General features: G+C 60.3%; 21 protein-coding genes and 1 tRNA gene. 14 read left to right on the top strand and 8 right to left on the bottom strand.

Annotated features, from left to right (window positions below; translation table 11 throughout):
- Positions 1-4 precede the first annotated feature (4 nt).
- The 6 genes from FNU79_RS12080 (at position 5) to purD (ending at position 4,271) form a co-directional block, all read left to right on the top strand.
- Positions 5-985 carry an HlyD family secretion protein gene (locus FNU79_RS12080; protein WP_143721084.1) on the top strand — a complete coding sequence of 327 codons (981 nt, stop codon included), beginning with the start codon at positions 5-7 and terminating at the stop codon, positions 983-985.
- A 73-nt stretch (positions 986-1,058) separates the two neighbouring features.
- Complete coding sequence (locus tag FNU79_RS19145; RefSeq protein ID WP_185974698.1) at positions 1,059-1,460, top strand: hypothetical protein; 402 nt, start codon at positions 1,059-1,061, stop codon at positions 1,458-1,460.
- 7 nt (positions 1,461-1,467) lie between these two features.
- Positions 1,468-1,806 carry an RNHCP domain-containing protein gene (locus tag FNU79_RS12070; RefSeq protein WP_143721082.1) on the top strand — a complete coding sequence of 113 codons (339 nt, stop codon included), beginning with the start codon at positions 1,468-1,470 and terminating at the stop codon, positions 1,804-1,806.
- 62 nt (positions 1,807-1,868) lie between these two features.
- A complete protein-coding gene (locus tag FNU79_RS19140; protein ID WP_185974697.1) occupies positions 1,869-2,042 on the top strand; it encodes a hypothetical protein in 174 nt (57 codons plus the stop codon).
- A 1-nt stretch (position 2,043) separates the two neighbouring features.
- Entirely contained in the window at positions 2,044-3,015 is a 972-nt protein-coding gene (locus FNU79_RS12065; RefSeq protein WP_318636147.1) for an MBL fold metallo-hydrolase, read from the top strand.
- Positions 3,012-4,271 (top strand): phosphoribosylamine--glycine ligase, encoded by a 1,260-nt coding sequence (purD, locus tag FNU79_RS12060; protein ID WP_143721081.1) that lies wholly within the window; start codon positions 3,012-3,014, stop codon positions 4,269-4,271. The genes FNU79_RS12065 and purD overlap by 4 nt, the downstream gene beginning before the upstream one ends.
- A gap of 11 nt (positions 4,272-4,282) precedes the next feature.
- On the opposite strand, the gene FNU79_RS12055 is transcribed toward purD, so the two are convergent.
- Positions 4,283-4,756 (bottom strand): hypothetical protein, encoded by a 474-nt coding sequence (locus FNU79_RS12055; RefSeq protein ID WP_143721080.1) that lies wholly within the window; start codon positions 4,754-4,756, stop codon positions 4,283-4,285.
- A 119-nt stretch (positions 4,757-4,875) separates the two neighbouring features.
- On the opposite strand from FNU79_RS12055, the gene FNU79_RS12050 reads away from it, so the two are divergent.
- The 8 genes from FNU79_RS12050 (at position 4,876) to FNU79_RS12015 (ending at position 13,257) form a co-directional block, all read left to right on the top strand.
- A tRNA-Leu gene (locus FNU79_RS12050) sits at positions 4,876-4,957 on the top strand.
- 46 nt (positions 4,958-5,003) lie between these two features.
- Complete coding sequence (gene secG, locus FNU79_RS12045; RefSeq protein WP_124869383.1) at positions 5,004-5,234, top strand: preprotein translocase subunit SecG; 231 nt, start codon at positions 5,004-5,006, stop codon at positions 5,232-5,234.
- Positions 5,235-5,516: 282 nt separating this feature from the next.
- Positions 5,517-7,274, top strand: a complete 1,758-nt coding sequence (locus tag FNU79_RS12040) for an ABC transporter substrate-binding protein (protein ID WP_143721079.1) — start codon at positions 5,517-5,519, stop codon at positions 7,272-7,274.
- Between the two features lie 94 nt (positions 7,275-7,368).
- The gene (locus tag FNU79_RS12035; RefSeq protein WP_143721078.1) at positions 7,369-8,349 is read left to right on the top strand and encodes an ABC transporter permease; all 981 of its coding nucleotides are present in this window, start codon (positions 7,369-7,371) and stop codon (positions 8,347-8,349) included.
- A 54-nt stretch (positions 8,350-8,403) separates the two neighbouring features.
- Positions 8,404-9,525, top strand: coding sequence for an ABC transporter permease (locus tag FNU79_RS12030; RefSeq protein ID WP_143721077.1), 1,122 nt, complete (start codon positions 8,404-8,406; stop codon positions 9,523-9,525).
- A gap of 151 nt (positions 9,526-9,676) precedes the next feature.
- Positions 9,677-10,813 carry an ABC transporter ATP-binding protein gene (locus FNU79_RS12025; protein ID WP_143721076.1) on the top strand — a complete coding sequence of 379 codons (1,137 nt, stop codon included), beginning with the start codon at positions 9,677-9,679 and terminating at the stop codon, positions 10,811-10,813.
- A 26-nt stretch (positions 10,814-10,839) separates the two neighbouring features.
- Complete coding sequence (locus tag FNU79_RS12020) at positions 10,840-11,838, top strand: ABC transporter ATP-binding protein (RefSeq protein WP_185974701.1); 999 nt, start codon at positions 10,840-10,842, stop codon at positions 11,836-11,838.
- A gap of 138 nt (positions 11,839-11,976) precedes the next feature.
- Complete coding sequence (locus FNU79_RS12015) at positions 11,977-13,257, top strand: DUF4139 domain-containing protein (RefSeq protein ID WP_143721074.1); 1,281 nt, start codon at positions 11,977-11,979, stop codon at positions 13,255-13,257.
- Positions 13,258-13,338: 81 nt separating this feature from the next.
- Here the strand turns inward: FNU79_RS12015 and FNU79_RS12010 are convergent, their stop codons facing one another.
- The 7 genes from FNU79_RS12010 to FNU79_RS11980 all read right to left on the bottom strand — a co-directional run bounded on the left by FNU79_RS12010 (position 13,339) and on the right by FNU79_RS11980 (position 20,763).
- The gene (locus tag FNU79_RS12010; RefSeq protein ID WP_143721073.1) at positions 13,339-14,184 is read right to left on the bottom strand and encodes an SDR family oxidoreductase; all 846 of its coding nucleotides are present in this window, start codon (positions 14,182-14,184) and stop codon (positions 13,339-13,341) included.
- Positions 14,185-14,442: 258 nt separating this feature from the next.
- Positions 14,443-16,803: an ATP-dependent DNA helicase RecG gene (recG, locus tag FNU79_RS12005; RefSeq protein WP_143721072.1), complete on the bottom strand. Its 2,361-nt coding sequence runs from the start codon at positions 16,801-16,803 to the stop codon at positions 14,443-14,445.
- A 65-nt stretch (positions 16,804-16,868) separates the two neighbouring features.
- Complete coding sequence (locus FNU79_RS12000; protein WP_143721071.1) at positions 16,869-17,228, bottom strand: hypothetical protein; 360 nt, start codon at positions 17,226-17,228, stop codon at positions 16,869-16,871.
- A 108-nt stretch (positions 17,229-17,336) separates the two neighbouring features.
- Positions 17,337-17,522, bottom strand: a complete 186-nt coding sequence (locus FNU79_RS11995; protein WP_143721070.1) for a hypothetical protein — start codon at positions 17,520-17,522, stop codon at positions 17,337-17,339.
- Between the two features lie 7 nt (positions 17,523-17,529).
- Positions 17,530-17,844: a hypothetical protein gene (locus FNU79_RS11990; protein ID WP_143721069.1), complete on the bottom strand. Its 315-nt coding sequence runs from the start codon at positions 17,842-17,844 to the stop codon at positions 17,530-17,532.
- Positions 17,845-17,854: 10 nt separating this feature from the next.
- On the bottom strand, positions 17,855-19,657 hold the full coding sequence (locus tag FNU79_RS11985; protein ID WP_143721110.1) for an ATP-binding protein: 1,803 nt from the start codon (positions 19,655-19,657) through the stop codon (positions 17,855-17,857).
- 56 nt (positions 19,658-19,713) lie between these two features.
- Positions 19,714-20,763 carry a DNA double-strand break repair nuclease NurA gene (locus tag FNU79_RS11980; RefSeq protein ID WP_143721068.1) on the bottom strand — a complete coding sequence of 350 codons (1,050 nt, stop codon included), beginning with the start codon at positions 20,761-20,763 and terminating at the stop codon, positions 19,714-19,716.
- Positions 20,764-20,835 lie beyond the last annotated feature (72 nt).

Here is a 20,835-nt window from a genome sequence, read left to right as displayed (position 1 = left end):
TAACATGGTAGAGACCTACCGCTGGGAACAGCCCCTGCAAGGCTCGCCGCGCATTTTGATCTGGCTGCTCACCGCCGGGGCCGTCGGCTGGTCGGCGTTTGCCAAAGTCAGCGTCTACGCCGTGGTCAAGGGCACGCTGACGCCGCGCATTCAGCCGCTGACGGTCAGCATTCCCAACACCGGGCGGGTCGTCGGCGGCAAAGTGCAGCTCTGGCAAAAAGTCCGCAAGGGTCAGGTACTGTTCACGCTCGACTTGCTGGCCCACGACGCTCAGGACGCCAAACTTCAACTCGAAGTTCAAAAAAGCGCCGCCGCTCAGGCCGGTCAGGGCATCGACAGCGCTCAAATCGACCTTCAGAGCAAGCAGCAGGCCGCCAAGAGTGCCCGCGCCATTTTTGATTTGGGTGGTCTTTCGCGGGCCGATTTGGAAGCCGCCGTGGCCGCTGAGCGCTTGGCCGAGTCCAATCTGCAAAGGGCCAAATCGCAACTCGGCTCGGCGCAGGCGCAGTTGTCGCTGCAAGAACGCAACCAGCAGGTCAAGGTCATCAGTCCGGTGGACGGGCAGATTATGCAGCTCTCGGATATTCACGTTGGTCAGGCCGTCAACGGCGGCCAGAGTGTTCTGTCCATTTTGCCAGAAGGCGAGAGATTGATCTTCCGGGGCAAAGCGGCGGAATCCGACCGGCCCAAGCTGAGAACCGATTCACGGGTGCAAATCGCTTGGAACGGCTACCCGCGCCAGAAGTACGGCGTGACCAACGGCCTGCTTCAGGGCGTCGCGCCCACCAGTGACACTGATGCGGCCAACGGCAACGTCACCTATCAGGTGGAAGTGGAACTGCCACTTGAAGGTGGCCGCCTGCAACTGGCAGGCCGCTCGCTGGTGCCGGGAATGGTCGGCGAAGCGCACGTGCTGTCCTCCGAAAAAACCGTGTTGGCCTCTTTTGGGACTGGGTGCGCGGCGCTGATCCGTGGAGCTGAGTAGACGCGGCGAGCGCTGAGCCGACACGGGGCATTTTGCTGCTGAATTTGCCGAGCGCCTGTGCTTGAATGCGCTTATGTCCGGTTCTCCCCTTCCCATCCAAAGCGGTCAAACCACCACCCGCACGCTGCTCTTGGTTATTTTGCTGACGGCTGCCGTGCCGGTAGCCGCAAAATGGGTACAGGGCGACTTCGCCCGCTGGCTGAGCAACGCGCTGATTCTGGTGGCCTCGGGTTGGCTGCTGCTCAACGTGGACAAAGGCTCGGTGCTGGCCTGGCGGGTGACCATCTCGCTGAGCATCGGCCTCGGCGTGCTGGCCATGTTGGTCGGCTTGGTGGCGGGTCAGGGCGCGTGGGGCGGCTGGATCGTCACTTTGGTGGGCCTGATTTTCATGGGCTGCGGGTTGATGCTGGTGGGACTGCCCGACGTGCGCGAGTACCTCAATACGCGCTGGGCGACGTGGCGGCGCAGCCGGTGAAGCTCGGATGACCCGCCGCTTTACCGTCTCCGGCACCAACACCGCTTTCAGTTGCGCCCACTGCGGCCTGTCAGTTTTGCCGCTGAGCAACGGCTCGGTGCGCAACCACTGCCCGGCCTGCCTGCACAGCCTGCACCTCGACGTCTTTCCGGGAGACCGGGCGGCCAATTGCGGCGGCTTATTAGAGCCGATGGAAGTGGAGCAGCACCCCAAAAAAGGCTGGATGATCGCTTACCGCTGTCAGAAGTGCGGCCACACCGGGCGCAACAAAGCCGCCCTTGACGACCCCAACCAGCCCGACGACTTTGAAGCGCTTCTGGCAGTGTCAGCCCGTCAGCGCGATTAGCAGCACAGCGCAGACCCAGCGGTGAGCGCACCCCACTGAGCTGTATTTGTTAAGCTCAGGGCATGATCCTGTGGGCACTGGTGACGTTGATTTTGTTTTCGGCTTTGCTGCTGAGCTTGGCCGCGTTTGGGCCGCTGAAGGGCACGCCTTCGGCTGGGCCACTGAGCTGGACGGCGGGAGCGCAGGCAGTCCTCGGCTTGGCGCTGGTGGGCGCACGCCTCACGGGGATGGCGTAAGGTGCCTTTTTCTGACGCTCCTTATATTCCGAATCTGCCCAAACCCAGCCTTGGGGCAGGCGCAAACCTGATTGACCTCGACTTTATGGGCGTGGCAGGGAGCATCGCTTGTTACGTCTTCGACACGGGTGACGGCTTGGCCTTGGTAGACACCGGCCCCAGCACCACCTTGCCTGCTCTGGAGCGCGGACTCAACCGGCTGGGCAGAGACCTCAGCGAAGTGCGCCATATTTTGCTGACCCACATCCACTTTGACCACGCGGGCGCGGCGGGCCACTTGGCACAGCGCCTGCCTGACGCCAAAGTGTATGTCCATGAGCGCGGCGCGGGCCACCTCAGCCGCCCGGAGCGCTTGCTGGCCAGCGCCACCCAAATTTACGGCGATCAGATGGAAACGCTGTGGGGCGACATGCTGCCGGTTCCCGAGGGACGCTTGGTGATTTTGAGGGGTGGCGAAACCTTAGCGTTCAGCGGCTTGCCGCAAGGCGTAAAGGTGCATTACACGCCGGGGCACGCCGTTCACCACTTGGCTTACCACGCCGAGGACGATTTGTATGTGGGTGACGTGGGCGGTATCCGCATTGCCATTGCCCAGACGCCGCGCCCGCCCACGCCGCCGCCGGACATTGATCTGGAAGCCTGGGCCGCGAGCGTCGCCCTGCTGCGTAACTTGCCCGCCCGCCGGATTCACCTGACGCACTTCGGCAGCTATGTCCACACCGCCGCGCACTGGGACGGACTGCTGGCCAGCATCCACACCGACGCCGCGCGGGTGGGTCAGCGCCTCGCGGCAGGCGAAGACCTGGAGAGCATCACGCGGGCCTTTACCGCCGAGCTGCACACCAATCTGAGCGCCGAGATCCCGGGCCTCACCGAAAAGTTCATTTTGGTCTGCCCGCCTTGGATGGGTGTGCAGGGCCTGGCGCGGTACTTCCAGAAGCGGGCGAAACGGCCGATGGAAGACCAGGCGTGAAAGTGCTCGTCATCGGCAGCGGCGGGCGCGAACACGCCATCGTGGAAGCGCTTTGCCGCGCACCCAGCGTCAGCAGCGTACTGTGTATGCCGGGCAATCCGGGCGTCGCGGCGCTGGCCCGCTGCGTAGCGGGTGAGCCGACGCCGGAAGCTGTCAGCGCCCTCGCGCAGCAAGAACAGGTGGACTTGGTGATCGTCGGCCCCGAAGCGCCGCTGGCCGCTGGCGTAATAGACGCGCTGCAAGCTGCTGGAATCGCAGCTTTTGGCCCCACCCAGGCCGCCGCCAAGCTGGAAGGCGACAAAGCGTGGAGCAAGGCCTTTATGCTGCGCCACAGCATTCCCACCGCCCAGCACCGCAGTTTTGCCGAGTTGCCGCAGGCGCTGGAGTACGCCGCCGCCCAGCCGCTGCCCACCGTCATCAAAGACGCGGGCTTGCGGGCAGGCAAAGGCGTCACGGTTGCCCGCAGCCACGCCGAAGCCCAAGCCGCGCTGATGTCTATTTTTGAAGTGCCGGACGCGCAGGCGGTCATCGAAAAATTTATGACCGGCCAAGAAGTCACGGTGCTGGCTTTTTGCGACGGCGTGCGGGCGGTGATGATGCCGCCCTCGCAAGACCACAAAACCATCTTTGAAAATGATCTCGGCCCGATGACCGGCGGTATGGGCGTGATCTGCCCGTTTCCCATCTCGGAAGCGGATCTCAGCCGCGTGCAAAGCGAAATTCTGGACGCGGCGCTGCTGGGCATGGCAAAGGAAGGACGGCCTTACATCGGCGTGCTGTACGCGGGCCTGATGCTGACCGAGAGCGGCCCCAAGGTGGTCGAATTTAATGCCCGCTTTGGCGACCCCGAAGCCGAGGCCGTTTTGCCGCTGCTGCGCGGCGACCTCGCCCAGATCGCGCTGGCCTGCACGCGGGGCGAGCTGAGCGCCGAGCAGGTCACCTTTAGCTCAGACGCCAGCGCCGTGATCATCCTGGCCGCGCCGAACTACCCTGGCGAGCCGGAAAAAGGAATCGCGCTGAGCTTGCCCACTCCCTCTGAAGGCGAGCACCTCTTTCAGGCGGGTACAGCTATGCGGGGTGGGCAGCTCGTCAGCAGCGGGGGGCGGGTGCTGGCTGCCCAGGCCTGTGCGCCGACGCTGAATGCCGCGCTGGGAAAAGCCTACCGCTTGGCTGAGGCGGCTGCCTTTGAGGGCGCTCAGCTGCGGCGCGATATCGGTGCCCGCATTGGAGCCAAGCCCGACACGCTCTCCGAATAAAGCGGCCAACCCTATTTGAGCTTGAAGGCAATCAGGAAATACGGCTGCTTGGCTTTGCCGGTGAAGCCCGCGTTGGAGTCGTCGGCAGCGCTGATCATCACCCTCCAAGTGATTTGACCTTTGCTGAACGTCGCGTCAGCCCGCTGCTTACCGAATAGGGGCGCGAGTCTGAAAGGCTGCATATCGTCAAGGTAGCCTTTGGCCTTGAGACCAGCTTTGATGTCTTTTTCTAAGGTCTTGAGGTTTTTTTCGGCCACCCAGTACAGCTCATAGGTGCTGATGGTGCCCATGCCTTCGGCCAGCTTGACTTGCTGCTGGCGCATGGCCGCGTAATCTGCGCCGCACTCGGCGCTGAGATAAGTCGGAAGGGGCATCAAGCCGCCCAACAGTTTGCCCGGAGCCGTGTCGCATTTGGCCGTTGCCAGACCCAGTGCGGCGAAGACGCTCAGCGCGAAGGCCGTTTTAGAAATCATCAAATGATTCACGCCGCCCAGTTTACTTCTAACGCCTGGGCCGCCAACCCCCCTCAGCAGTTGATTTTTGGCCGCTGCACTGCTAGCATCACGCTTGCCTTGCTGAGACGCTCTCAGGTAGGCAAAGAGTCGCCGGAGTGGCGGAATGGCAGACGCACTTGACTCAAAATCAAGCGGGAAACCGTGTGGGTTCGACTCCCATCTCCGGCACCAACAGGTTTGAGAATTCTCTGAAATCAGTTTTATCCCAAGGAACCAAATGACCGCACTGCTCTCCATTTTTATTGCCCTGTTCGCGCTGATCTGCATTGGCCTCGTTTTCTTTGTGCTGCTGCAAGTGCCCAAGCAAGCCGGTTTGTCGGCCAGTCTCGCCTCGGGCGGCGATTTGTTCGGCGGACGCGGTGTAGAAGGTGGTTTGATCCGCATTACCAGCATCTTGGGCGGCTTTTTCATGCTGCTGGCGCTCTTGATCTCCATCTTGTCGCACTGAGCTACAATTCACCCAAACTTTACATCCGGTTTCCGCAAGGGGGCTGGATGTTTCGTTTGTTAGCTTTGTATGCTGCATGACTTTACATAAGTCATTTTGCTTAGCGCTTATAAGCCATTTGCTTGACCTGAGTCAAAATTCGCGCCTATAGTACGGGCGCTACCGTTCCTTGCCTTTGTCAGCCCGCGTTCCCGGTCTTGACATTCACAACGCGTGCTTGCGGCAAGGCCAACCAACCACGGAGCACTCGGCCCCGACCTCACTTTCCCAAGGAGAACTCCAATGAAGAAATTTCTGATGTTTGCCGCACTCACCTTAGGTGCCGCCAGCGCTGCTCCGTTTGTCTACCCTGCTGCCTGGTTCGCTGACCCGGTCTCACAGGCTAAGTCGGGCGGCGAGGTGAGGGGTACCACCCTCAGCGATTACAAAACGCTCAATCCGTTTACTTCCGCTGAAGCGAACAGCCTGCCTCAACTTATGGGCGATTTGACTGCGGGCCTCTTTCAGCAAGACCCCACCAGCGGCGAATTCATTCCGTTTATGGCCGCCGCCATGCCGACGGTCAGCAACGGTGGCAAGCGCTTTACAGTCAAGATACGGCCCGACATGAAATTCAGCGACGGTCAGGCAATCACTGCCGACGACTGGGTAACGACTTACAAGATCGACGTTGACGACAAAGTGGGCAGCAACGCCCGCGACAGCTTTTTCCTCAACGAAAAGCCGATCACCGTCAAGAAGATCGACGCCACCACCTTGCAGTTTGATTTCCCAGCGGTGAGCGCCAGCGCTTACTCGATCATGAGCTACGCGCCCTGGCCCGACCACGTGTTTGGGCCGGTCTACGCCAAGAGCGGCGCGGAAGGCATCAAGGCGATGTGGGGCATCAGCGCCGATCCCAAGACGATTGTTGCGCCGGGGGCCTGGATCATCACCAGCTATCAGCCGGGCCAGCGGGTCGTGCTGAAGAAAAATACTTACTATGGCCAGTGGGTTCACGACAGCGCCGGGAAGCCCCTTCCGTATCTCGATACGTACAGCATCCGCATCGTCAAGGACTTGAATGCCGATCTGGCGGCTTACCTGTCGGGACAGACCGACGTCTACGCTCCCACCAAAGCCGACGACCTCGCGCAGATCAAGAAGGCCATTGACGGCGGCAACCTCAAGTCAGTACTGGTTCCCAATGTCGGCCCCAACTCGACCAGTTCTTGGATTGTCTTTAACTGGAACAAGTCGGATGATCTCTTCAAGCAAAAAATTTTCCGCGAAGCCAAGTTCAGGCAGGCCATGAGCCACATCGCCAACCGTGAGGGCATGATTCAACTGGCGCTGGGCGGCCTCGGTACCCCGGTGTATACCAGCACCTATCCGGTGTTCAAGAATTACCAATTCGCCGATACGCCCAAGTTCGAGTACAATCTGGCGGCGGCCAGCAAGCTGCTCTCGGACATCGGCTTCAAGAAGAAGAACGCGGCCGGCTACTTGGTGGACGCCAGCGGCAAGGAACTGTCGTTTACCCTCGCCACCAACTCCGGTAACACAGTGCGCGAGCAGCTCGGCAGTATCTTCCGCGACGAAGCCAAGAAGGTGGGCGTCAAGGTCAACTTCACGCCGATTGATTTTAACAACTTGGTTGATCAGCTCACCTCCAAAGGTGCCAACCGCCCCTTCGACGCCATCTTGCTGGGTCTGTCTGGCGGCACCAACATCTGGCCCTACGGTACAAATGTCGTGCCCTGCGGCACCAACCTCCACTCGTACAATGCCCCTGCCAACGGAGCTTGCCTGACGCCGCAGGAAACCTTGATGACCAAGCTGTACTACCAAGGCGACCAGACCTTGGACGTGGCAGCCCGCCAGAAGATCGGCCAGCAGCTCTCTAAGGTCGAAGGCCAGTTGCAGCCGGTGATCTACTTGGTCGGCACCAACTACCACGTCAGTTACACCAGCCGCCTGGGCGGTGAGTACAAGCGCAACCTGTGGGATGCTTACTACGGCACACGCCCTGGTGTGTTTGTCACCACCTACATCAAGTAATCCGTAACGAGCTGTGACCTCCGGGGGCCGTTCGCATCCGCGAATAGCCCCCACTGCATATCGAACCGCACCCTAAAGTAAGAAGGAGCCGCCATTGTTAGTTTTCCTGCTTCGCCGCTTTCTCAACTCCATTCCCACTTTGATTTTGGCCAGTATGCTGATTTTCTTTGTCATTCAGCTCGCTCCCGGCGATTTCTTGACGCCTGCCCGGCTCAATCCGGCCATCTCACCCCAGCAGCTTGAAAATCTGAGACGGAGCTTTGGCCTAGATCAGCCGCCTATCATTCAGTACTTCACTTGGATCAAAAATGTGGTGCAGGGCGATCTGGGACTTTCCTTTCAGTACCAGCAGCCGGTGCTGGCCATCGCTTGGCCGCGTATTCTCAACTCGCTGTACTTGGTGGCGCTGTATTTGGTGCTCTTTTACGCCATCGCTATTCCGCTGGGCGTTTACGGAGCGGTCAAGCAGTACACCCTGGGCGACAAAATCAGCAGCGGCGTGATGTATTTCTTGCTGGGCTTCCCCAGCTTTTTTCTGGCACTGATCGTGCTTTACGGCATCGTGCAGCTTCGCTTTGCCACCGGCTGGGCTATTCCTACCGGCGGCATGACCAGCGACAACTACAGCACGCTCGGCGCGTTCGGGCGGTTCTGGGACATCTTCAAACATATTCTCTTGCCCGCTCTGGTGGTTGCGGTGGGCGACGTAGCAGGTTTTACCCGCATCCTGCGCGGACAGATGCTCGAATACCTGCGGGCCGATTTTGTCAGAACGGCCCGTTCTAAAGGCGCGAGCGAGTTCATAGTGATTTACAAGCACACGCTCCGCAACGCCATTATCCCGTTCGTGGCCGGACTCGGCGGCCAGCTGCCTGCACTGATCAGCGGCGCAGGATTCGTCGAAGTGGTGTTCGCTTATCCCGGCATCACACCGATGCTGCTCGACTCGATCAATGCCCGCGATCTTTATCTGATTGCCGGGTTTAATATTTTGACAGTGGCCCTGCTGATCATCGGCAACGCCGTCAGCGACATCTTACTCAGCGTGGTCGATCCGCGCATTCGCTATTCGTGAGGGCGGGTTTTAAGAAATGACACACGTTTTTTCAATCACTTCAGGGAGCCAGCGATGACCACCGCCGCCACGCCCACCAAGGCGATCAACAAGAATCAGGGTCAATTTGCCATTGCTAAGGAGCAGTTCAGAAAAAACGCCACCGCCAAATTCGGCGGCGTCGTGCTGATCTTGCTGTATCTGATGGCCTTGTTCGGTGGTTTTTTGGCTCCCGACGGTCTGTCAAATTACAGCACCACCAATCTGACGCCATTTCATCCGCCCACGCCCATTCATTTCACTTCAAACGGCGGCCTCTCCCGGCCATACGTTAACAACTACACCCAGCAGCTCAACATGAACACCTTTGTCAATGAGTATAAAGCGACCAAAGAAAAATGCCCCATTTATTTTGGGGTGCGGGGCGAAACTTACAAGATCTTGGGCTTCATACCGTCCAATTTGCACCTTTTTGGCACTGGCAATCCGGTTTGCAAAGTGTATTTATTTGGCGGCGACGCACTGGGCCGCGATCTGCTTTCCAGGACGCTCTACGCCTCGCAAGTCTCTTTAACGATTGGCGTCCTCGCCGTTTTGATCGCTACCGTGATCGGCATGGCAATGGGGGCTATTTCCGCTTATTTCGGCGGCGTGGTCGATAACTTGATTCAGCGCTTGATTGAGGTCATCGCTTCTATTCCTTACCTTTTTCTGGTGATCTTGCTGCGCTCCATTTTTCCATCAGACCTCAATCCTATCTTGGTCCTTTACGTCATTTTAGGAATTCTGGCATTCATCAGTTGGGGGGGCCTGGCCCGCGTGGTGCGTGGTCAACTGCTCAGCGTCCGGGAGCAGGATTATGTCTCGGCGGCGACGGCATTGGGTTCATCGAATGGCCGGATCATGTTCCGCCATATGCTGCCGTCCATGACCAGTTACCTGATTATCAGCTTGAGTCTGGCGATTCCCGGTTACATCCTGCTGGAATCTGGCCTTAGCTTCTTAGGCATCGGCGCAGTAGAGCCATATGCGTCTTGGGGCAGCCTACTCAGTCAGGCCCAGGAAGGCGGCTTCGCGTCGATTACCCAGCGGCCCTGGGTGCTTATTCCCGGCTATTTCATCGTGGCGACAGTGATGTGCTTCCAACTGCTCGGTGATGGCCTGCGCGACGCCCTAGATCCCCGCAAGCGCCAGTAAGGCGTAGATTGCCGCCGATGTTACGGAGTCTCGCCATTTAGCGCTATGATGCCTTCCACCTCTTTCTCCTTGTAGCCGAGGAAATCCAAGAAATTTGACGCCAGCTGTTGTTCGGTTTACGGCCTTTTCCCTTCCTTGCCAAGGAGCCTGCATGACCCTGACCAAAAACACCTCCGCGTCCCACAAACACGCCGACACACTGCTTTCGGTAACAAACCTCAAGACGTACTTTTTTACCGACGACGGCGTGGTCAAATCGGTCGACGGCGTGACTTTTCATATCGCTAAAGGCGAGACGCTGGCCGTCGTCGGCGAGTCCGGCTCCGGCAAAAGTGTGACGAGCCTGAGTGTCATGCGCCTTATTCCTGTGCCGCCCGGCAAGATCGTCGAGGGCGAGATGCTGTTTACCGGCAAGGATGGCCGCACCACTGACATTGCCAACATGAGCGAAGCCGAGATGCGCAAGATTCGCGGCAACGACATCTCGATGATCTTTCAAGAACCGATGACCTCGCTCAACCCGGTCTACACGGTGGGCGACCAGATTGCTGAAGCCGTCAGCCTGCACCAAAACAAGAACCGCAAGGAAGCCATGCTGGTGGCCACTGACATGCTGCGCCTTGTCGGCATTCCGGCCCCTGAAAAGCGGGTCAATGAGTACCCCCACCAGATGTCCGGCGGGATGAGGCAGCGCGTCATGATCGCCATGGCGCTGTCGTGCAATCCGGCGCTGCTGATTGCCGATGAGCCGACCACCGCCCTCGACGTGACGATTCAGGCTCAGATTCTGGATTTGATGCGCAAGCTGCAAAAAGAAATCGGTATGAGCATCCTCTTTATCACCCACAACCTCGGCGTGGTGGCGGAAATGGCGGACCGCGTGGTGGTGATGTACGGCGGGCGCGTGGTCGAAGAAGCCGATGTCAACGACATTTTCCACGCGCCGCGCCACCCCTACACCATGGGGCTGCTCAACTCGATTCCCCGCGTGGATCACGAAGCCGAGTACCACCCCGCCGCAGGCCAGAAAAAAGAGCGGTTGGAGGCCATTCCCGGTAACGTGCCCAATCCGCTGAACTTGCCGCCCGGCTGCGCTTTCGAGCCGAGGTGCAAGTTTGCCATTCCCGATTGCAGCAAAGCCGTGCCTGCTCTAGAAGACACGGGCGGCGGCCACATGTCGCGCTGCATCCGCTGGAAAGAATTTGATTCCTTGATCACCACCGGACAGGCCCAAACGATGGACATCAGCGCCGACGGTACGGCGACCCGCACCGGAGGCATGCTGTGACCGCTAACTTAAATAAACCCGCTAGCATCCCCGGAGCCGTTGTCGGTGCTGCCGCCGCACCGCTCTTGAGCGTGCAGAACCTGGAGAAATACTTCCCCATTCGCGGCGGGCTGCTCTCGCGGGTGGTTGCCAACGTCAAGGCCGTCAACGACGTGTCGTTTCAGCTCGCCAAAGGCGAAGTGGTGGGCCTCGTCGGCGAGTCGGGGTCCGGCAAGACCACGGCCGGGCGCGCCATCTTGCGCCTCATCGAGCCGACCGGCGGACAGGTCATCTTCAACGGCACCGACATCACCAAGCTCGGCAAATCCGAGATGCGCGATTACCGCCGCCAGATGCAGATCATCTTCCAAGATCCGTTTGCCAGTCTCAACCCGCGCATGACCGTCAGCGACATCATCGGCGAGGCGCTGGATATTCACAAGCTGCATCAAGGATCGGCCCGCGCCGACCGAATTTCCAGCTTGCTGCAAAAAGTGGGGCTGCGGCCCGAGCACATGCGCCGCTACCCGCACGAGTTTTCCGGCGGCCAGCGCCAGCGCATCGGCATTGCCCGCGCTCTGGCGGTTGATCCCAGCTTCATCGTGGCCGACGAGCCGGTGTCGGCGCTCGACGTGTCGATTCAGGCGCAGGTCGTCAATCTGATGCAGGACCTTCAGGAAGAGCTGGGCCTGACCGTTCTGTTCATCGCCCACGATTTGGCTGTCGTGGAATACATCTGTGACCGGATTATCGTGATGTATCTGGGCCGGATCATGGAGATTGCCACCAGCCGCGAACTCAACCGCAACCCCAAGCACCCCTACACCGAGGCGCTGCTCTCCGCCGCTCCGGTGCCGGATCCGACCATCAAGCGCCAGCGCATCATCTTGGAAGGCGACATTCCCAGCCCGATCAACCCGCCGAGCGGCTGCGTCTTCCGTACCCGTTGCCGCTACGCCATTGCCGAGTGCGCCAACGTGATCCCGGAGCTGCGCGAAGTCTCGCCGGGTCACTTCAAAGCCTGTATTCGGGACGACGTGCTGTAAGACCCTTTCAAACAGCACAGGGAACGTCAAGTCAAAACAGCAGAGGCTGAGCGAGAAAAAAGCGCTCAGCCCTTTTTTGTGGCTTGCCCGTCAGCTCTTCTCACGCCTCATCAGGAAAAGTATCGCAAAGTACAAGCTATGAATACGATCAGCAAAGCCGTAACTGTCATAGGCGCTCTCGCGCTGAGCAGCGCCCATGCCACCGACCTGCGAATTTACCAAAACTTCGGCGAAGTTCGCACGCCAGTCACGGCCAGCGCCACGGCCTTTCAAGTCGACTTGCCCGACAGCGCTTGGAGCAACCTGATTCCCGGCACGCTCGACTTGGAGGGCCTGCCCTACACCCAAGCGGTGCAGATGCGCGGCGTGAGCTGGCTGACGAGCTTGGAAGGCAAGACTGTGACCCTGCGCGAAGCGAATTTTGCTGGCCCAGACAAAACCCAGACCGTGACCCTGGTTCGCGCCGCCGATTTGCTGATCAAAGACGCCAGCGGCCAGTACCGCAACGTGGCCTACAGCCAGCTCAGCTTTCCCACACTGCCGCCGCTGAACGCCCAGCAGCCGCGCCAGAGCTTGGTCTATACCCTGACCCAGACCGGCAAGGGGACGCTCAGCTACCTGACCCGCGCCCTGAGCTGGACGCCGCGCTACACCCTCAAAACGTCGGGCAGCAGCGCTTCGCTCTCGGCTCTGGCCGACATTCGCAACAACGCCGACCAGGTTTACAACGTGACCGCCACCGAGCTGCTGGCAGGGCAAGTGGACGTTCAGGACGCCCGGCCAGTCATGTACGAATCGCGGGTGGCGGATATGGCCGGCGCATCCGCGCCTATGCCCGCGCCCAAAGTCGGAGCGCTCGGCACCGTCAATGGCCTTTACCGCTACGGCCTGGACTCGGCCTTCACTTTGCCGGCCAACAGCACCTACACCTTGCCGTTCTTAGCGCCCAAACTGAGCACCTTTGAGCGCTACGCCAGCTTGAGCATGTACTTCGACACCCAGAAAAGCGCCGGCACGCTCAACCGTTCGTACCGCTTCAAGGCCGACCAGAACTTGCCGGGCGGCCAACTGACCGTGCGCGAAGACGGGCGCATCTCGGGCCAAACCAGCCTCGACGAAACGGCCAAAGGTGAGAATGTGGAGTTCAGTCTGGGCCGCGACCCGGATGTCCGCTACACCCGCAGCGTGCAGACCGTCAGCAGCACCAAAAACGGCGGCACCTATAAAGTCACCTACACCTTCGAGAGCAGCAAAAACCGCCAAGTCCGCGCCGAAATCAGCGAGCAAATCGGCGGGCGCAAAGTCGTCATCGACGGCGTGACCAAGGCCAATCAGAGCGTTGCCGAGCTGCGGGTAGACGTTCCGGCGGGCGGCAAGGCCAGCAAGAGCTTTACCGTGGTGATCGACAACACGCAATAAAACCAAGATGAAAAGAAGAACGGAAGAAGCGGGGATTGCCCCAGTTCTTCCGTTCTTCTTTGCTTACAGGCCAAACTGGCTTTACAAATAGCTCTCCGACAAGGCCCACAGCCGTTTTCCTGCCGCGTCGTCGAGCGCCTGAGCAGCGGGCTGAGCGATTTGGCTTTTGTTGAAATACAAGCCCGATTTGCCGGCCACGTCAGGGCTGGAGGCCAGATAAATACTGGTCTGTGCGCCCTGTTCATCGTTGATGGCCAGCGCCGAGGTCATGTTGAGCAGTTTGCCCATACCGGAATTGTTGCGGCCAAATCCCGACGCCACGAAGCCGGGGTGCAGAGCGTTGACGGTGACGCCAGATTCACGCTCGCGGTAAGCCAGCTCGCGGGTAAACAGTACATTGGCCAACTTGCTTTGGTTGTAGGCTCCCCAAGCGCTGTATCCAGTTTTGAATTCAGGGTCTTGCCAGCGGATTTTGCCGCCCGCGTGCGCCGAGCTGGAGACGTTGACAATGCGCCCCCGACTAGCCCGCAGCAGCGGCAGCAGCTCACGCGTGACGATGAAGTAAGCGAGGTGGTTTAAGGCCCACGTCATCTCGATGCCTTCTTTGCTTTCTTGCCTGCGGTCATAAATCGCACCGGCATTGTTGATCAGCACGTCCAGCTTGCCCACCCGCTCGGTAAATTCACGGGCCATCCGGGCGGCTTCGGGGCGAAGGCTCAGATCGGCCAGCAAGTGCCCCGCCGCGCCGATTTCCTGCGCCACGGCGGCAGTTTTCTGGGCGTCGCGCCCCACGATCCACACTTCAGCGCCCTGCTGAATCAGGTCGGCGGCTGTCGCTTTGCCCACACCGTTGGTCGCGCCAGTGATTAGCACCGTTTTGCCGTGCATGGGTTTGGATGAAGTTGGCTGCACTTGAGAAGAAGTCATGTCGCTTATGGTACGGCCTGAGCACCCCGCAAACCTTCGCCGTTCACACACGCGCCGCGAAATTCTCAAACCAAAAAGGAGGAGCCGCGTCCAACCTCTCGGCTGAACACGGCTCCCACTGCGCGGCAGACTTCACTCGGCCCACACTTCTGCGCTGTTGAGAACAGTGTATTAACAAAACGTCACAGCCGCGTCACGGCCTGATGAAGGACAGCGGAGCCAGTGCTCACGCAACCTCAATGAAAGTGAGCAACCAACTCAAATGACCTCGCGGTAGGCCACCTGATTGCTGCGGGCCTGCAGCTCCTCGCGCAGCCCGCTCAGGCGCGGGTGCTTGAGCGCCGGATCGTGGCTGAGAATGTGTTTGGCCAGTTCACGCGCCCGCTCGATGATTTCTACGTCGCTCGCTAAGTCGCCCAGCTTAAGATCGGGAATGCCACTCTGCCGGGTACCACGAATTTCGCCGGGGCCACGCAGCTTTAAATCCGCTTCAGCGATCACGAAGCCGTCGGTGCTGCCCTCGATGATCTTGAGGCGCTTGCGGGTTTTTTGGGAATATTCGCCCGCCACCAGCAGGCAGTAACTCTTGGCACTGCCCCGCCCGACGCGCCCGCGAAGCTGATGAAGCTGTGACAGCCCGAAGCGCTCGGCATTTTCGATGACCATGACCGAGGCGTTGGGCACGTCCACGCCGACTTCAATCACGGTGGTGGACACCAGAATGTCAAACGCCTGCGCCCGGAAGCGCTCCATGATGGCGTCCTTTTCAGCAGCGGGCATTTTGCCGTGAAGCAGGTCAATTCGGGCTTCCGGCAAGATCACCCGTAGGTCGTCAGCAAGTTGGGTGGCGGCCAGCAGCTCCAGGTTTTCGTTTTCTTCAATGAGTGCCGTGACCACGAAAGCCTGTCTACCCTCACGGAGCTGGGTCATCACGAAGCCGTAAGCCTGCGTGCGGTGGGTGTCTTGTAGGAGTTTGGTTTCGACGGGAGTGCGGCCCGGCGGCAGCTCATCGATGATGCTCAGCTCCAAGTCGCCGTAAGCGGTCAGCGCCAAGCTGCGCGGAATCGGGGTGGCCGACATCACCAGCACGTCGGGGCGGCCCGCCAGCAACTTGCGGCGCTGGGCTACGCCGAAGCGGTGTTCCTCGTCCACCACAGCGAGGCCCAGATTGGCCCAGGTCACGTTTTCCTGAATCAGCGCCTGAGTGCCCACCACGATGTCCACCAGACCATTGGCAATGGTGGCCTGCATCTCGGCTTTTTGCTTGGGAGTCAGCGCTCCGATCAGCAGGCCCACCCGCACGCCCAGCGGCGCGAGATACGCCTGCATGTTGACGTAGTGCTGCCGCGCCAGAATCTCGGTGGGGGCCATCAGTGCGCCCTGGTAGCCGTCCTTGAAGGCCAAATACAGGGCGCAGGCGGCCACCGCCGTTTTGCCGCTGCCCACATCACCCTGCACCAAGCGGGCCATCTGCTGCTCGCTGCGCATATCGTCGGCAATTTCGTAGAGGACTCGCCGCTGCGCTCCGGTGAACTGGAACGGCAGGCCCGCTTCAAAGTCCTGCATATCGCGGTCGGTGGCGGTAAAGCGCTTGCCCAGCAGCACCGCGTCTTCGCCTTGCAGCAGCATTCGGAGTTCCAAAAACAGGTATTCGTCAAAACGCAGACGGTAATCGGCCCGCGAGAGGTGGGCCTCGTCGCTCGGGAAATGGATACCTTGCAGGGCGTCGGTGAGGTCAGTCAGGTTGCACTGCTTGCGCCAGTGGCCCGGCAAATAATCACCGTCGTCGCTGCGGCTGAGCGCCATTTGCGCCGACTTGCGTAAAAAGTCTTGGCTGATCCCGTCTTTGCCGTCGTAGACGCCCACGATGCGGCCAATGCTGATGCTGCCGGAAGCTGAGTTGCCGGAAGAACTGTCCAGCGTCTCCATGTATTCCACGCCGAGTTGCGCCGACTTGCCGAAGCGCTTGACCCGCCCGGTCAGAATCAGCTTGGCTCCCTCGCGCAGGTTCTTTTCGACCCACGGCTGATTAAACCAGGTCGCTTTGATGCGCTCGCCGCTAGAGGTCTGCAGCACCGCGTTCAAGATTTGCATGCCGGGGCGGGGGCTGGTGCGGGTTTTGGAGATGAGCACGCCCGACACTGTGGCTTTCTGGCCGTCCTCGATTTCGGCCAGCGAGGGCAGAGCGCGGCGGTCTTCGTGACGGCGCGGGTAATTGTGCAGCACGTCGCGCAGCGTTTGCAGGCCCAGAGCACTCAGCTTCTTGAGGCCGCCGTGTCCCCAATCGAGCTGGGCCAGCGGTGCACTGGGGCCAAGCCGACTTCCCGCAGGCGCGGCGGGCAGTTGAGGGTCCTGGCGGGCCACTTTGGGCAGGCTGGACGGTCTGGGTGGGCCGCCTTGAAGTAAGTTCAGGGCCGCTTCTATAGCCTCCTCACGCTCGGCGAGGCTCAGGTTGTCGTAACCGCGCAGCGCCTCGCGCACTTTAGGAAAGGGGCCAGCCAACGGGCCGTCCATCAGTTTTTCCAGGCCGCCCGCTACCGCTTTGTTCTCAAAGCCGCGTAAGCGCTCCAACTCTAAGGGCCGCCGGAGTTTGTCGCGCAGTTCGGGCAAGGTGGGCATACGAAGCGCAGTCTAGCGGGGAAGAGGCAGGGTAAATGGCAGCCGCGGCGTTAAATTACTCCCACTCAGTCACAGTTGCCAGTAAAGCAAAAATATAGGGATATCCGTTGGGCCAGTTCTGCTTGCAGTTTGTTGACCAGCTTGCCGTCGCCGCCCATTCCCATCACCACCGCTGTCGCGCGGGGCTGAGTGCCGATACACGTCACGGCCACGTATACTCCCGACTTGCTGCCCGACACTTCCACGCCCGGCGTGAACCGAATGCCCTTGTAGCCCAGATCGGAGAAACCGTCTTTAGCAAAACGCAGGCAAGTGCTAATACGTTCGGCCTTGGTTGAGGTAGACGTCCAGTACAAGTAAGAGGCGTCGGCGCTGCTGGTCAGTGAAAGGGTCACAGCAGCGATCAGGATCAGGATTCGGCTCATAGCGCACCTCCGAAGCGGGGCGCATGGTGGAGGTGCGCCTGCCTCGTCCACCATTGAATCCGTTGGGGCGTCAAACGCTCGTCAAAGAGCTGTTAAAGAAAGGCAAACTCAGCTCTCAACCCATGCAATCAAAGCCGAGGAAATCATCCCTCGCTGGTACCGTGGGGGGTGCTCGGCCAACTTCTGCGGCGCAGGCCAGCCGAGTTCGGCGCAGAGGATTTGCAATTTGGCAAGTGAAAGTGGATGCGGCACCCACACCGAACCGCGCTCCAAGTCGTATTCCACTATCAACACCTTGCCGTTAGGGTGCAGCAGCCCGCGCAAGCGCTCCAGCGTGGTGCCTTGGGCTTTGGGCGAGCAGCAGGCCGTCTTGCGGGGGCAGGGGCGGCAGAGCGGTGAAATTGGCTGTCAGGGTTTGAATGGGTGCGCCGCCTACAACAGCTGAAATTTGACTCAGGGCGCGGGCATCGTTGTTTATCGACAGCACCGCACTGCTTGGCCCCAGTAAAACCGAGAGTGCTGCCGCGAAGGTGCCACCGCCTGCACTGAGATCGGCGCACGCTTCGCCTGTCTGCACGGCTTGGCGGATGAGGTTTTGAGCGTCGGCGACGAGCACCCGTTCGGCCTCAGTCCAGCCAGTCCGCGCCGACTTCAGCCACTTCCCTGCCCGCATGCTCGTCGACCTCGTCGCTGCGGGTGGCCCACGCCGGAAACGGGTAATTGATCAGCACCGGGTTGGGAATATCCGGCTGAGACACCAGCATGGTGCCGGGCTGCAAGATGCCGGCGCGGGCGCGAAAGCTCTGCGGCAGGAAGCGGTACTCGGGCCGCTCGGCCTCGGCCAAGTCTAGGCGGCCCACCACCCGGATGGCGGCGTTGGACACGATGCGCCGCTCCACTTCACTGGCGGTTTGCTGAGCGCCGATAAGGATGATGCCGAGGCTGCGGCCACGCTCGGCAATGTCTAGCAGGACGTCTTTAATCGGGCTGGAATCGTCGCGGGGGGCGTACTTGTTGAGTTCGTCCAGCACCACAAACACCGTGTCCTGGCGGCCGTTTTTTTCCTTGTATTCAAAGAGGTCGCGCAGCATCACGCCCACCACGAACATCTGGGCCGGGCCGGAAAGGTTGTGAATGTCCACCACGCTCAGCTGATAACCGCCGCTGATCAGGTTGGGTCGAAACTTCTCGGCTTGCTGGGGGGTCAGGTCGCCGCGCACCAAAGGCGTCAGGTGCTTTTGCACGCCGCGCAGCCGCCGGATAAAAGCACGCAGCGTACCCGGCGACTGCTTGAGTACCCACTTGGGATCGCCCTCGCCGTCATTTTGATCGATCAGTTTGTATTCGAGGTAGGAAATGAGCTGCCCGAAAGTTTGGAGGCTGACTTTGCCCAGCGCGTCAAACTGAATATCGTCGGGAATCTCCTCAGACTGCGCCGGGTCCCAATCGGAAACCAGCAGAGCCGCACCTGTACTGTCAGCCGACAGTCGGGCCAATTTTTCCTCGATATTACCGATGACAAAGCCCAGATTGAGGCTGCTTCCGGCGTCGGAAAACACGTAGGGCAGCATCCGGCGCTGGCAAAACTCGCGCAGAGTAAAGACGAACGGCGTGACTCCCTCGGCGCGTTGATCCACGTGCGGGACGATGGCCGCGCCGACCGCACCGGCACGCGGTGGGGCCAGAAACTGCACGTCGCGGAAGGGTGACATCGGCAAGCCCAACAAGCTGTAGCGGTCGGCAGTCAAGCCTTTGGCGGCGCGGGCTTCAGTCTCTCTTTCTACGACTTCGTTATTGGGTTTATCCAAAAACAGCAAATCTTCGCCCTTGACGTTAAAAATAATTGCCTTGCCGCCTGCCGACCCGGCTTGCCGCCCATTTTTCTTGAGGGCCACTTTGTCCATCACGCCACTGCGGAAAATAGAATGCAGTAAAAACAGCGCGTAAGTGGTTTTGGTCGCCACACCCGAAATGCCGGAAATGTTGATGTGACCGCCAGATTCGCCGTTGATGAAGCGGAAATTGAGCGGCAGAATTTGACCATCGGCCAGCAACCCGGCAGGAAAGGCAGCTTCTTTCATCTTGTCGGCGCTGAGGGCCATCTCTAAAGCTTTGCCGCGTGCGTGCTGCACGATGTCGCCGGGCTGCGGCGGAATGAAGTCTTCGGGACTGACCCGCGTCACCAGCACCCGCGCCGCATAACTTACCGAGGCGGGCAGCACTCCGGCCACGATGTCTTCCACGTCCGATTCGAAGGTAACGCCCTCGTGCCGCTTGCGGACATTGTCCACCAGGCCGTAAAAGTCAACCGGCTGGCCGTTGGGCTTCATGGTCTGCACCACCACCAGATCGTCGAGCTGCACACTCGCGCCCGGCGACACCGAGAACCAGAAAATGGTGGGCGTAGCGTCTTCAGTGCCCAGCACCATGCCGATGCGTTCAGGCGGCGTGGGGGAAATGGGGCCGTCTAGAGAGAGATTGCGGGTCACGCCACCACCCCCAATTCCCGCGCCAAGTGACTTCTAATCCGCCGGGTCACCAAGTCCAGACTGCCCATCGCCCGCCCCATCGCCTGCTCAAGCGCGGCAGTGGGAATCAAGTTTTGCGGAGCGCGGGCGTCTTTGTGCGGCTGGCTGGCGAGGCGGCATAGCAGCGACCCCGACAGGTTGGCAATGTCTTGCACGGCGCGGGGCACGAAGTCGGTGTCTTCGGGCGCGTGCATCTCCAAGCGCATCACTCCGGCCAGCGGGTGCTGATAAAAGGGAGCTTCAGACAGCCGCACGTACCAGGTAAAGCGCTGCTCACGGCCCTGAGACTGCGCCAAGCCGTTGTCACCCACTGCGAAGCGCAAAATCGGGGTGCGCTCGCCGGGTCTGAGTTCGCTCAGCAGGCCAATCCGGTCAGCGCCGAGGTAATCGGTGTGCAGGGTTTTGACGCAGCCCACCACCGCGCTGCCCGCCGTGCCGATCCTGACCGGGCCATCTTGCAGCACCAGCGTATCGGCTAGGGCGTTGACATCGGTTTCATCTAAAGGCAAAGCCGAAGCGAGCTGAGCGGCCAGCGTTTGTTCGCCTGCCAGCATCAAACGCTGCACGGCACTCTTGGGGCCTTCGAGTTGAGAACCGGCGAAGCTGTGGGGCTGATACTCCAATGCGCCCGTGTGCGGGTTGCGCGGCGAGAAACGGGAAATAGGCATCCGGCCCTCAGCTTCGTCGCTGTAGGCCAAAATGCGCTTGGCCTCCACGTTCAGCAGCTCGGCTTGGCGCGTGCCATGCGGACACAAATCCACCGCACCCACCACGTAAGCCCCGAAGCCCGCCACGCTCAGTTTGCCGTCGTCGTCGACCAACAAGCGGGCTTCCATGCGCGGTTTGCCGTCAATGGTCAGCACCCGCTTCAGGCTTTCCGGCACTGGCTTTTGATTGATAGCGGCCCAGCGCGGCGTTTCGGCGTCGTACACCAACCCGGCAAAGGGTTTGAGAGTGAGTTGGCCGTCTAAAGTGTCCACTGGCCAGGGGTCAAGGCGAATCTGCATGAAGGCATTCTAACGGCTGGGGCTTGGGAGGTTCTGTTGGGAGCAGAATAAAGCAACCTGCCTGCTGGCCAC

This window comes from Deinococcus detaillensis (assembly GCF_007280555.1).
GTDB lineage: Bacteria > Deinococcota > Deinococci > Deinococcales > Deinococcaceae > Deinococcus > Deinococcus detaillensis.
This window is presented reverse-complemented; position numbering and strand designations above follow the sequence as displayed.

Bases quoted from the DNA above. Each gene is read 5' to 3' on its own strand.
- FNU79_RS12080 (WP_143721084.1), top strand. From the start codon at position 5: ATGGTAGAGACCTACCGCTGGGAACAGCCCCTGCAAGGCTCGCCGCGC.
- FNU79_RS19145 (WP_185974698.1), top strand. From the start codon at position 1,059: ATGTCCGGTTCTCCCCTTCCCATCCAAAGCGGTCAAACCACCACCCGC.
- FNU79_RS12070 (WP_143721082.1), top strand. From the start codon at position 1,468: ATGACCCGCCGCTTTACCGTCTCCGGCACCAACACCGCTTTCAGTTGC.
- FNU79_RS19140 (WP_185974697.1), top strand. From the start codon at position 1,869: ATGATCCTGTGGGCACTGGTGACGTTGATTTTGTTTTCGGCTTTGCTG.
- secG (WP_124869383.1), top strand. From the start codon at position 5,004: ATGACCGCACTGCTCTCCATTTTTATTGCCCTGTTCGCGCTGATCTGC.
- FNU79_RS12040 (WP_143721079.1), top strand. From the start codon at position 5,517: ATGAAGAAATTTCTGATGTTTGCCGCACTCACCTTAGGTGCCGCCAGC.
- FNU79_RS12030 (WP_143721077.1), top strand. From the start codon at position 8,404: ATGACCACCGCCGCCACGCCCACCAAGGCGATCAACAAGAATCAGGGT.
- FNU79_RS12025 (WP_143721076.1), top strand. From the start codon at position 9,677: ATGACCCTGACCAAAAACACCTCCGCGTCCCACAAACACGCCGACACA.
- FNU79_RS12015 (WP_143721074.1), top strand. From the start codon at position 11,977: ATGAATACGATCAGCAAAGCCGTAACTGTCATAGGCGCTCTCGCGCTG.
- FNU79_RS12010 (WP_143721073.1), bottom strand. From the start codon at position 14,184: ATGACTTCTTCTCAAGTGCAGCCAACTTCATCCAAACCCATGCACGGC.
- recG (WP_143721072.1), bottom strand. From the start codon at position 16,803: ATGCCCACCTTGCCCGAACTGCGCGACAAACTCCGGCGGCCCTTAGAG.
- FNU79_RS12000 (WP_143721071.1), bottom strand. From the start codon at position 17,228: ATGAGCCGAATCCTGATCCTGATCGCTGCTGTGACCCTTTCACTGACC.
- FNU79_RS11985 (WP_143721110.1), bottom strand. From the start codon at position 19,657: ATGGTGCTGGGCACTGAAGACGCTACGCCCACCATTTTCTGGTTCTCG.
- FNU79_RS11980 (WP_143721068.1), bottom strand. From the start codon at position 20,763: ATGCAGATTCGCCTTGACCCCTGGCCAGTGGACACTTTAGACGGCCAA.